The organism is Mucilaginibacter sp. (genome assembly GCF_025359345.1).
Taxonomy (GTDB): Bacteria; Bacteroidota; Bacteroidia; order Sphingobacteriales; family Sphingobacteriaceae; genus Mucilaginibacter.
The window spans coordinates 91,265-102,600 of sequence record NZ_JANYGQ010000037.1 but is presented as its reverse complement, the minus strand read 5'-3'; the positions used below and the strand labels follow the sequence as shown (position 1 = coordinate 102,600).

At 42.2% G+C, this 11,336-nt stretch carries 10 protein-coding genes and 1 other RNA gene; 5 read left to right on the top strand and 6 right to left on the bottom strand.

All coding sequences use genetic code 11. The features are described from left to right. Window positions 1–485, bottom strand: a 485-nt coding sequence (locus Q0R52_RS27940; protein ID WP_295801617.1) for a hypothetical protein, incomplete at its 3' end; no start/stop codon positions are given. A 203-nt stretch (window positions 486–688) separates the two neighbouring features. On the opposite strand from Q0R52_RS27940, the gene Q0R52_RS27935 reads away from it, so the two are divergent. Then, window positions 689–1,234 carry a hypothetical protein gene (locus Q0R52_RS27935; RefSeq protein ID WP_295801616.1) on the top strand — a complete coding sequence of 182 codons (546 nt, stop codon included), beginning with the start codon at window positions 689–691 and terminating at the stop codon, window positions 1,232–1,234. Here Q0R52_RS27935 and Q0R52_RS27930 read toward each other — a convergent pair. The 4 genes from Q0R52_RS27930 to Q0R52_RS27915 all read right to left on the bottom strand — a co-directional run bounded on the left by Q0R52_RS27930 (window position 1,174) and on the right by Q0R52_RS27915 (window position 4,158). After that, complete coding sequence (locus Q0R52_RS27930) at window positions 1,174–1,476, bottom strand: Arm DNA-binding domain-containing protein (RefSeq protein ID WP_295801614.1); 303 nt, start codon at window positions 1,474–1,476, stop codon at window positions 1,174–1,176. The genes Q0R52_RS27935 and Q0R52_RS27930 overlap by 61 nt on opposite strands. Window positions 1,477–1,725: 249 nt before the next feature. Further along, window positions 1,726–2,094, bottom strand: a transfer-messenger RNA (tmRNA) gene (ssrA, locus tag Q0R52_RS27925). An 88-nt stretch (window positions 2,095–2,182) separates the two neighbouring features. Further along, complete coding sequence (locus Q0R52_RS27920) at window positions 2,183–3,415, bottom strand: pyridoxal phosphate-dependent aminotransferase (RefSeq protein ID WP_295801612.1); 1,233 nt, start codon at window positions 3,413–3,415, stop codon at window positions 2,183–2,185. Window positions 3,416–3,756: 341 nt separating this feature from the next. After that, the gene (locus Q0R52_RS27915; protein ID WP_252790757.1) at window positions 3,757–4,158 is read right to left on the bottom strand and encodes a DUF1573 domain-containing protein; all 402 of its coding nucleotides are present in this window, start codon (window positions 4,156–4,158) and stop codon (window positions 3,757–3,759) included. A gap of 137 nt (window positions 4,159–4,295) precedes the next feature. Between Q0R52_RS27915 and Q0R52_RS27910 the strand changes: the two genes are divergently transcribed. From Q0R52_RS27910 to Q0R52_RS27900, 3 genes are all read left to right on the top strand, one after another. After that, the gene (locus tag Q0R52_RS27910) at window positions 4,296–6,728 is read left to right on the top strand and encodes an alpha-ketoacid dehydrogenase subunit alpha/beta (RefSeq protein ID WP_295801608.1); all 2,433 of its coding nucleotides are present in this window, start codon (window positions 4,296–4,298) and stop codon (window positions 6,726–6,728) included. A 131-nt stretch (window positions 6,729–6,859) separates the two neighbouring features. Continuing rightward, window positions 6,860–7,438 (top strand): nitroreductase, encoded by a 579-nt coding sequence (locus tag Q0R52_RS27905; RefSeq protein ID WP_295801606.1) that lies wholly within the window; start codon window positions 6,860–6,862, stop codon window positions 7,436–7,438. Between the two features lie 228 nt (window positions 7,439–7,666). Next, complete coding sequence (locus tag Q0R52_RS27900) at window positions 7,667–8,452, top strand: murein L,D-transpeptidase catalytic domain family protein (protein ID WP_295801605.1); 786 nt, start codon at window positions 7,667–7,669, stop codon at window positions 8,450–8,452. Window positions 8,453–8,623: 171 nt separating this feature from the next. On the opposite strand, the gene Q0R52_RS27895 is transcribed toward Q0R52_RS27900, so the two are convergent. After that, window positions 8,624–10,198, bottom strand: a complete 1,575-nt coding sequence (locus Q0R52_RS27895) for a L,D-transpeptidase family protein (protein ID WP_295801603.1) — start codon at window positions 10,196–10,198, stop codon at window positions 8,624–8,626. Window positions 10,199–10,316: 118 nt separating this feature from the next. On the opposite strand from Q0R52_RS27895, the gene Q0R52_RS27890 reads away from it, so the two are divergent. Next, window positions 10,317–11,336, top strand: coding sequence for a glycosyl hydrolase (locus Q0R52_RS27890; RefSeq protein ID WP_295801600.1), 1,020 nt, complete (start codon window positions 10,317–10,319; stop codon window positions 11,334–11,336).

Here is an 11,336-nt window from a genome sequence, read left to right as displayed (position 1 = left end):
AAAGCCTCTACATCTGCATTATTGTAAAGGGCTACATGTGACCACTCGTGAAGCTGATCCCTATATTCCTGCGGCTTAATTTTCTTAAAGACTTTCTTAACTGCCTTATAGGGTTCAAGCTGTTCTTTTAAGGAAAGGTTTTTAGGGTAGTATTCCCATTGTTTTTTTTCTTCTTCCAATTGCTCCTCAGTAAGCTGTTTCCGCTGATAAGAGAAGTTTTTGTAATTGACTAACAGCAAGTACATGGCCTCCAAAATCCTCAAATTGAGGTCATATATAAAAAGTAAAGTGCCGGGGCCATGACGTTTTTCATCGTAATGCTCGTCGTTAACTACATAATAACGCCATTCCTTTAATCGCTTGCCGTGGCCTTTTACTGAATCTGCGCTAAAAAAATCGACTACTACAGACATTGGATTTTCAACTTCGTAATGGCGAAGTGTTTTAGGGTAATGTTCCCAGGGGGCATAAGTTCCGTTGTACATGATGCTCTTTTTTACACCGGCCTCCATTAACCGGCAAAACAAAAGAATAGCGAAATATCACGGTACCGAACCATAAACGATTGTACTTTACAATATAGCCGTTGTATTTCATCTCAAGTAAAAAGTAATAGGACACAATAAATATTATGCTTAAAAAGCTCTTATCTTTGATAGAGCGTTTAAATACAATCAATTACAAATAAATGGAGAGCCCTCGAAAACTTATTAAAGGCAAGTTATCTGCTGCGTATAACGATAATAAAAATCTCGTTGTCGATGTATTTCAAAAAGCCGATGCTTGGATTTTATGGTTCATAGGCTTTTCTATTGGTGGTTTAGCGCTGTTTGCAGGCAATTTGGATAAATTTTCAAACAAGCTTACTACCGAGCAAATTCATAAAATATTTATTGAGCTATTCTTTTCGGTGATTTCCGGTGTTCTATTTAGATACGTGTATATATGGTTTTACATGTTGCTAATAAAAAATATTTATAGTCGTGTCAGCAACGACTTCGATGCGCAATATGATTTGCCAGTTTTTAAACCATTAATAGGCAATGAAACGTTTGCTGAATTGATTATTCATATCAACACATATACTGGCTCAGATTTCAATAATTTAATTCAACAATTTGCTGATGCTGATGAAAACCATAGAATAGCGTTATGTAGCGTTTTAATTGACTATTATAATAGCCTATCCCTAAGAGTTTCAGCGGTAATACTGCTTTTTGCTTCGGTCAATTGACTGTGCGACTCATACACTTGTTTTTGCAAAGTGTCTAAATAGGCATTAAAAGATTTGGTGTCCTCCTTAGTCCCTTTTAATCTGCCCGCAATGCTGTTCCATTGACTTGGCTCACATTCCCGCCCTGTGGTAGTTTCGGAACGTTTACCATTTACGGTAATGCGTAGATAAATCGGCACCTGGCCGCCTTGATAGTTTTTTGGCTTTTTTAAATAAAAAAGCAAGCTGAAATTAGTTTTCATAATGTTTTAAGCATTAAAAAGTGAAACAAAATTAAGCTTGCAATCACATCCGTACAAGATGTTCAAAATTTGAACACCTTGATTATCAAATCAATAGGTCGTCTTGGTGAGTAAGGAATTACTAAAACTTACTCACCGAATTACGCTCCTTTTTATTGCGAATTGGTGAATAATATAGCCATTTGACTAAAAAACAAAAGCCTGCAATCATTTGATCTGCAGGCTTTTACTCTGTTTTAACATTGAATTCAGTGGAGCCGGAGGGATTCGAACCCTCGTCCAAACATGGTATAAGGTAAGCTTTCTACATGCTTAGCTTCTGTTTAATTGTAGGGAAGGGGAAGGCCAGTCGCTTGCCTGTACCGTCTTCCTTAGGTGCTTTATCTCGCCCGCTATGCACACCTTAAGCAGGCCAGTTTCATCTTTCGATGCCCCTGGTGCCGGCCCGATGAAACGGAAAACCGGCGGGACAAAAGCTAGCTAAATTCTAAATTAAGCAGCTAAGGCGTAGTTATTTTCGCCATTTGTGATTTTGAGTGTTCTGATTAGAGCGCTAATTCACCCAACGCGCTGCATGCTTACTTACTTATCTCCATCCTGTCAATTCCGGTCGACCCCATTTTTTGAGTCCTTAGTCTAAAGTCGATAGTTTTAAGTCAGATAAAGGACTGCAAATATAGTTATAAACCCTGGCTTAACCAATAAATTAAGACTTTTGACTCAAGACTCCGGACTCGAGACTTAAGACTCTACCCGGGTACACCTTCAGCGCTTCGTCCAAACAAACCATGGCTTTTTCAATATCATTGATATTCAAAACGTAGGCCATCCGCACTTCGTTCAGGCCTGCACCGGCAGTGCTGTAAAAGCCGGTTGCAGGGGCCATCATCACGGTTTGGTTTTCGTGGCTGAAGCTTTCCAGCATCCACTGGCAAAATTTGTCGGCGTTGTCAATTGGCAGTTGGGCCACCACATAAAATGCGCCGCCGGGATTAGGGCAGTAAACGCCTTTCATTTTGTTTAACGCATTTACAATGGTATTGCGGCGGGCAGTATATTCTTTATTTACGGTTTCAAAGTATTTATCCGGGGTATCAACAGCAGCTTCACCGGCAATTTGTTCCACCATGCCGGGGCTAAGGCGGGCCTGGGCAAACTTTAATCCTGCCGCTATTACTTCCTTGTTTTTGGTGATCAAACAGCCTAAGCGGGCGCCGCAGGCGCTGTAACGCTTGCTTACGGTATCCATAACAATGACGTTATTATCTAACCCATCTAAATGCATTGGCGAAGTAAAAGTCTGACCGTCATAACAAAACTCGCGGTAGGCCTCATCGCTGAATAAGTAGAGATCGTATTTTAATGCAAGTTCCTTTAAGGCTTCGAGTTCCTCGCGCGAATACAGGTAGCCGGTTGGGTTATTTGGGTTGCAAATAATAATCGCCTTTGTTTTATCGGTGATCAGCTTTTCAAATTCGCTGATAGGGGGCAGGGCAAAACCATTTTCGATGTAGGATAATATCGGCTTCACCACAATATCGCTCTGGCATGCAAAGCCGTTATAGTTGGCATAAAATGGCTCGGGGATAATCACCTCGTCGCCAGGGTCCAGGCAGGCCATCATAGATATAGTTATCGCTTCAGAGCCACCGGTTGTAACAATTATATTATCAGGGGTAATGTTATAGCCCAGTTTGTTGTAATATTCAACAAGCTTTTTACGGTACGATAACGTGCCTTCCGATGGCGTATAGGCCCAAACTTTAAAGCTGATGTTCTTAATAGCATTCAGCATCCCTTCCGGGGTTTCGATGTCCGGCTGGCCGATATTTAAATGGTAAACCTTTTTACCGTCCAGCTTTGCTTTATCGGCAAACGGCGTTAATTTACGTATAGGCGATGCGGGCATTTGCTGCCCTTTGTGCGATATTTTTGGCATGGGACAAAGGTATGAAAAGAGTCCGAAAGTCCGAAAAGTCAGTAAAGCCCGGAAGAAAAAGGTCTATCGCATTTAACGCAGGCCTGTGATCTGGGTTGACGGTGGTCGCCCCCCTGGAGCTGGGTGAATTCGCTTAATTTATGAGGCACAGACTCAATGTTAATTACAAACGTCGGCTTTTAAACTGGAGAAAACCTTCAAGCCCCAAAGGATCGCTATTCATCAGCGCAGATCGCAGGCCTGCGGTAAAGGTATTGAGTTAACAATTTGTAAAAAAAAAAGACACGATTGCCCGTGTCTTCAAAATATTTTAAAAGTTTCCCTTCTAAGGGGATAAGGGTTTACTTACTGCTACTCGCCGGTTTTGCTACAACTTCGCCAACAATATTTAATGTTTTTTGCGGGATGGAAGCGTTAGATGTAACTACGATACCTTTATTAAACGGAGCTGCAACAGCTGCATTATAGGTAATTTTGATAGATCCCTTTTCATTGGATTTAACCGGGGTTTTAGTAAAGTCGGCAATGGTGCAACCACAGGTTGGCCTTACATCGGTTATAATAAGCGGCTCTTTACCAACGTTAGTAAATTCAAACACGGTGGTTACAGGAGTACCCTGCGGAATTTTACCGAAATCGTGTTTTTCTTCGTTGAATTTAAATACAGCTTTTTCGCTATCTTGTGCCGAGGCAGTAAAGGCAAAGCCTAAAATTACTGCGCATACTAATAATATTTTTTTCATAATTACATGTTTGATAATTACAAATATAAAAGGTTTAACCTAATAATAAAACTATTATGCAAACTGTATGTTTTATAAGCAGACTTGCCAATTACAGAATAGAATTTCTTAATTTTACCGCCCTAACAAAATAATATATGCCCGAAAGCGCAATTAACACTACAGGACAGCTGACAACCGCCGAACTGAGTTTTGATGATTTTAAAAAGATTGTAATAAACGATTACCGCATTGGCTATGAAAGCCGGCAGGCGAGTTTGATTGGTCGCCGTGAGGTGCTTACGGGTAAGGCGAAGTTTGGCATATTTGGTGATGGTAAGGAAGTTGCTCAACTGGCTATGGCTAAAGTCTTTAAAAAGGGTGACTGGCGCGCAGGTTATTACCGCGACCAGACTTTTATGTTCGCCACCGGCATGAGCAACCTGCATGAGTTTTTTGCGCAACTGTATGCTTATCCCGATATAGAAAAAGACCCCGCATCGGCAGGAAGGCAAATGAACTGCCACTACGCAACCCGCTTTGTCGATGCCGATGGCAACTGGACAAACCAGGCCGAAAGCATGAATTGCTCGGCCGATATTTCGACAACCGGCGGCCATATGCCCAGGTTGCTGGGTTTGGCTTATGCATCAAAGTTATACAGGCAAAATAAACAGCTGGAATATTTAAATAATTTTTCGGTAAAGGGTAATGAGGTCGCATTCGGCACCATAGGCAATGGATCGACATCCGAAGGCCTGTTTTTTGAAACACTGAATGCTGCTGGTGTTCTGCAGGTTCCAATGGCGATTTCTGTTTGGGATGATGCTTACGCCATTTCAGTTCCGGCCCGTCTGCAAACTACTAAAGAAGATATATCGGAGATATTAAAAGGCTTTCAACGCGCGCCTGGCACCAACGGGTACGAGATATTTAAGGTAAAAGGCTGGGACTATGTGGCCCTTTGCGAAACTTACGAGCGTGCCATCGCCGTTTGCCGTGCCGAACATGTGCCGGTTTTAATACATGTAATTGAAATGACGCAGCCGCAGGGGCACTCTACCTCGGGCTCGCACGAACGGTATAAATCAAAAGATCGCCTTGCCTGGGAAGACGAGCACGACTGTCTTTTACAGATGCGTAAGTGGATGATTGCGTCGGCGGTGGCTACCGAGGCCGAAATGGATGAGATGGAAGCCACGGCAAAAAAATATGTACGCGAAATCCAGCGCCAGGTTTGGAACGAATTAAGCGAAGAAATAGCCTATGAATTAAACGAGGCTTCGCGCCTTATTGAGCAATTGGCCCGCGAATCGCAATTTCAGGATGAACTGTTGGAAGTTGTTACCGAGCTGAAGGAATGTATCGACCCCGGCCGTAAAGATGTTGTTGCCGCTATACGTAAAGCTTTGCGCATTACTGTGAAACAACCTACCTCACAGCGCGAGGTTTTGATAGGCTGGCTGGCCAGCGAAAATGCTAAAAACGAAATACGCTTTAACTCTAAATTGTTTGGCGATACCCAGTATTCGCCGTTACGAGTTCCGAATGTATCGGTTAGGTATTACGAGGATTCGAAGCATATAGATGGACGCGAGGTATTAAACGCCTGTTTTGACGCCAACTTTGAACGCGATAAAAGTATTGTTGCTTTTGGTGAAGATGTAGGCGCCATTGGCGACGTAAACCAGGGTTTTGCGGGGCTCCAGGCAAAATACGGCGATTTACGTTTGACCGATACCGGCATACGTGAAGCTACAATAATAGGGCAGGGTATGGGCCTCGCCATGCGCGGCCTGCGACCAATTGCCGAGATACAATATTTGGATTACCTGCTCTACTCTATAAACGTGTTAAGCGATGATCTGGCAAGCTTAAGCTATCGTACGCGCGGCGGCCAGAAAGCACCTTTAATAGTGCGTACCCGTGGTCACAGGCTCGAAGGTATCTGGCACTCGGGTTCGCCGCTTGGGCTGATATTAAACTCAATGCGTGGCCTGCATATTTGCGTGCCACGCGATATGACGCAAGCCGCAGGTATGTATAACGTATTATTAAGAGGCGATGAGCCTGCATTGGTGATAGAATGTTTAAATGGCTATCGCCTGAAAGAACGTTTGCCAGCTAACGTAGGCGAATACACCGTTCCGCTTGGCAAAGCCGAAATACTGAACCAGGGTACTGATATTACTGTTATCTCATACGGATCAACCCTTCGTATTGTATTGGAAGCTGTTAAAGAGCTTGAAAAACTGGGGATTAGCATCGAAGTTATCGATCCGCAAACCTTATATCCTTTTGATATCGACAACGTTTGTGGCAACTCGCTGAAGAAAACCAGCAAGTTGCTGATAGTTGATGAAGATTTGCCGGGTGCGGCGTCTGCTTATATTTTACAGCGCGTGCTTGAAGATCAGAAGGGCTATTACTCACTCGACGTGCAGCCTAAAACACTTACAGCCAAAGCGCACCGGCCGCCTTATGGGTCTGACGGCGGATATTTCAGCAAGCCATCACTGGATGATATCATAGAGGCAGTTTATAGTTTGATGAACGAAACAGATCCGCATAAATATCCGGCTATATTTTAACTGGTAAATTCTTTATGATTTAGACAATGTAAAGATTTGCTAAGTTTTCACACCTCTACAAATCTAAAACAACAATAATCTTACTTTTGCGTCCTGGTCGTTTTGGCCGGGACGTTTTTATTTATACAGATATGGATATCGAATTTTCAGCAATAGCAAATACAATTAAAAATCGCCGTAGTGTTAAGGCTCAGGCCATGAATGGCAATAAAATACCAAACGGGCATGTAGCCGCTATATTGGAGCTGGCTAACTGGGCGCCTACGCATGGTAACACTGAGCCCTGGCATTTTGTGGTTTACGAAAACCCTACTGAATTTTGCCTGCAACATGCAGAACTATACAAACAAAACAGCCTGGGCGACAACTTTGTATCAGGTACCTACGATAAACTATTACACCAGGGCGATAATGTCTCGCATGTTATCGTAGCCGTTATGAAACGCGGCGACCTTCCCAAAATCACACCTTTAGAAGAAATAGCAGCTTCGTCATGCGCTATCCAAAATATGCTGCTGGGGGCAACCGCTTTAAATATTGCCTCGTTTTGGAGTACAGGTGGCATGGCGTTAAAACCCGCTTTAAAAGAGTTTTTAGGCTTTGGAGAGCATGATTTGGTGATGGGAATTTTATATTTTGGTTATGCAAATGAGTACCCTGCCGGGAAAAGAAACACCAGTATTGAAGAAAAAATAACCTGGGTTAAATAATAAATTAACAATTGTGGAGTTTATTACCAGAAGTCGTTAGTATTAAATGGTATAAATTGTTGTTTAATATTTTCAATTAAATTATAATTAAAGATAAATTTTGTAATTATTAATTATAATTTACTTTTGTAACAAATTACGATTAGTGATAAAAAAGCAAAACCTAATTTTGTTTTTTACGTAGAAAAGGTCACTAATTAATTTATTGATTTAAATCCGGGAAAACGAATGAGAAAACCTCTTGGCGGGCTCGTATCTATTTTATTGATACTTGCGATAACTACCATCAGCTGGAAAAGCGCGAAAATCACCAAAGAAAGAAATTTTAAAAATGGCTTTTCTGCCAGGGAATTACTGCAAAAATACATCAGTAATATCTACGAATCAGCCCATTTACAGGAATCAGGCCTTGGGCTTGAAGTGTTTAATAAAGCCGTAACCGGTTTTATGAACTTAAAAGCGGGCAACATGGTGCCCCAAACAAGTTTTATCCTTACTGTTGTCGATCTTGCAAAATCGAGCCACCAAAAGCGGATGTGGGTAGTAGATTTGCTTGATAAACAATTGGTTTTAAACACCTACGCCGCCCACGGCCATGGCAGCGGCGATGATATGGCAACCAGTTTTTCGAACAAAATTGATTCGCACCAAAGCAGCCTTGGTTTTTATATTACAGGTGAAGTTTACCATGGCGGCAATGGTCGCTCGTTAAAACTTGACGGTGTGGATGCCGGTTTTAACTCAAACGCCCGCGAACGCGCTATAGTTGTACACGGCGCCGATTACGTTGGCGAAAACGCAATATATTCAATTGGTCGCCTTGGCCGTAGCTATGGATGCCCTGCAGTACCGGTAAATATGGCGGAACAGGTTATCAATACAATTAAAGATAAAACGGTAATGTTTATTAATGGTAACGACGGCCGATACACATCAAAATATTTAGATGAAGAACAGGCTGCCAATTATGTTTTTCCTGAATCATCAAATGGGAACGTATTGGCATCGATGTAGAGTATAATTTGTAACTCACTATAACGAATGCGCTTTATTGATTTTACCAGTAGGCGCATTTTACTTTTTATGCAACTGCTAAATAAGGTCTGCAAAACCCATGCGGATTAAAAGGGCAATTAGCCTCGTCATTCAAAAGGCTTCTATTGACAGTCATCAAAGCAACCAGGCTTAATTGTTTGCGGCCATGCGCGTTTCCGTCTTTGCAGGGTGCAGCAACTTTTGCAATTGTTCGTATAATACAATGTCCTGCCCGTATACATCATCCCTGAATTGCAGTTTACCGTCTTCATCGGCCCAGCAAGTAATATAAGTAATGTAAACAGGTGTCTTTTTAGGTACGTTAATGTCCGATGGGTCGGGATTATTGTCGTCCATATCCTGCACAATCTCGTCGTATTTATCACCGGGTCCAAACAGGTTTAATGCAAGTGCTTTAGGGTCGCCCAAACGAACACAACCATGGCTCACAGCCCTCATCTTTCTAAAAAAAGCAGATTTTACAGGTGTATCGTGCAGGTAAACGTTGCTGCGGTTTTTAAACAGAAACTTTATCTTACCCAGTGAGTTATCTTCACCAGGTTGCTGTTTAAAGTCATAGTCTGAGTTGTCTTTTGTTACTCTTGTCCAGTCAATGCTCTCGGGGTTCGGCACCAGCTTACCATCTTTATAAACATTTATGCCTTTGTTGGCTAAATAATACCGATCATCAGCGGCCTCTTTAATAATCTCTTTATTGGCTATGCTCTGCGGGATGTTCCAAACAGGATTCACCTCAACATAGTTTATCATGCTGTTTAGCAAAGGTGTTTCGTGTTCATTTGGCCTGTCAATTTTACAAGTATCGTTATAGGCGGCCAGTGTATTGGCATTATTCATATTGCGGCCCTGGCCAACGCAAACCTTCATTTTAAGGACAGATCTACCGCCGCTATCAATCACGTTCAAGTTAAAGTCGGGAATGTTTACGATAACATATTTCTCCTCGAAAGGCTTGTTGCGCCATCTTAAGCGCTCCAGGTTAACCTGGAGCATTCGCCTGCATTCCTCGGCCGGTCTGCCTTGCATTACATATTTGTCATTCCATGCTTTTTGCAGTGCCAGGTATTGCGGGCTTTTGGGTTGAATGCTGTCGAGGTAGGCGCGCATATCAGCAATATGAAATACTTTAAGCATAGTTGCACTGTCAGGCTGCTTCGTTACCAGGAAATACCGCTGGTAAATACTCTTCGGGTTAACAACGCCGTACTGTAACGCATTTGAATACGTAATTAACGAATTTGCAGCAGCAACTTCCAGTTCGGCAATCTCCTGGTAGGCAGTATTAATATCTTTAATCTTTTGCTTGTCGTAAAACTTATAGACCAGGGCGCGCAGTTGGTCAGCGTTAAACATTTCCGGGTTGAGCCCGTGTTCGTCTGCCTTTAAGTAATAGTCGGATGCGGCAAGTAAATCATTGTTAAACAAATGATTCATTACCAGCACAGGCTGATAGTTATTTTTTTTGTAGAAGGCTGTAATTACTTCGGCATGAGAAAGATTATTTTTTTCATTTTTCAATACTTTTTTCAGCACCTGGGTAAACGCTTCGGGTGTGTAATCCTGGTAAATTTTATTGTGGGTTTTCTTAAAAAAGAAAGTTGCCTCTTCGGAGCGCTTTTTTTTACAGCTTTGAAAGGTGATAAGCAGGGCGCAAATTATTAACAGGGGCGCGGCAATCTTTTTTGCCGTTACAAGTTTAGTCATAATAATTAATCGCCTCAAAGATAACGCTTTGTTTGAAAATGCCATTTATAAGTTAATAATAGATTTTTGTTAGTTTTGAAAAGCTATTTATTTGTACAGTTTAAGTCAAGACAAAAGCATGCCAACTAAAGCAATTTTCGCGTTTATTTTACTATTGTTTATAAGTTTCTATTCAAAGGCGCAAGGTTATAAGCCGGTAAACGAAAATGCATCAGCAGGGGCGAAGAAAACGCTTAAGTTACTGTATGATATAAAGGGCAGGTATATCATGTCTGGCCAGCAGAATTACAATAGCGACAGGAACGTGTTTTCAGATAGCGCCCATAACATCACCGGGAAATACCCTGCTGTTTGGGGAAGCGATTTCATGAACTGGGGTGATAAGGACCTGGGACCGCAGATAGTTGAAGAAGCCATAAAGAAATCGAAAGAGGGGTACCTGGTGACATTGATGTGGCACGAAGGAAACCCAACGCAGGACCCGCCGTATGATTTTGAAAGAAATGTAAAAGGCAAAGTAACCGATGCGGAATGGAATGATCTGACAACCCCGGGGACTGATTTGTATAAAAAGTGGCTCGGGCAAATTGATGTGGTTGCGGGATATCTGAAGCAGCTGCGTGATGCTGGCGTCACCGTGTTATGGCGGCCATACCACGAAATGAACGGGGTTTGGTTTTGGTGGGGTAACCGCAAAGGCGAAAACGGTATTGCCAAACTTTGGAAAATGATGTACGACAGGTACACCAATTATCATCATTTAAATAACCTGTTGTGGGTGTGGGGCGCAAACGGGCTAAGGGACATCCCTTATGATGAAGCTTACGATTACAAAGACTATTATCCGGGCGCTAATTATGTGGATGTTTTAGGCGCCGATATTTATCATTTTGACTACGAGCAAAAAGACTATAACGATTTACTTGCCCTGGCAAACGGAAAACCAATTGCACTTACAGAAACAGGCGAATTGCCTAACCCGAAAATATTGAAGGTACAACCGCAATGGACCTGGTTTATGGTTTGGACAAGCTGGCTTTGGACGGATAACAGTCGCGATCATGTTCGCGAAATTTATAACCTGCCCCAAACGCTGAGCCATGATGAAGTGAAGGCTAAGATCGATTCAATTAAATAA

Bases quoted from the DNA above. Each gene is read 5' to 3' on its own strand.
- Q0R52_RS27915 (WP_252790757.1), bottom strand. From the start codon at position 4,158: ATGAAAAAAATATTATTAGTATGCGCAGTAATTTTAGGCTTTGCCTTT.
- Q0R52_RS27905 (WP_295801606.1), top strand. From the start codon at position 6,860: ATGGATATCGAATTTTCAGCAATAGCAAATACAATTAAAAATCGCCGT.
- Q0R52_RS27890 (WP_295801600.1), top strand. From the start codon at position 10,317: ATGCCAACTAAAGCAATTTTCGCGTTTATTTTACTATTGTTTATAAGT.
- Q0R52_RS27900 (WP_295801605.1), top strand. From the start codon at position 7,667: ATGAGAAAACCTCTTGGCGGGCTCGTATCTATTTTATTGATACTTGCG.
- Q0R52_RS27930 (WP_295801614.1), bottom strand. From the start codon at position 1,476: ATGAAAACTAATTTCAGCTTGCTTTTTTATTTAAAAAAGCCAAAAAAC.
- Q0R52_RS27920 (WP_295801612.1), bottom strand. From the start codon at position 3,415: ATGCCAAAAATATCGCACAAAGGGCAGCAAATGCCCGCATCGCCTATA.
- Q0R52_RS27895 (WP_295801603.1), bottom strand. From the start codon at position 10,198: ATGACTAAACTTGTAACGGCAAAAAAGATTGCCGCGCCCCTGTTAATA.
- Q0R52_RS27935 (WP_295801616.1), top strand. From the start codon at position 689: ATGGAGAGCCCTCGAAAACTTATTAAAGGCAAGTTATCTGCTGCGTAT.
- Q0R52_RS27910 (WP_295801608.1), top strand. From the start codon at position 4,296: ATGCCCGAAAGCGCAATTAACACTACAGGACAGCTGACAACCGCCGAA.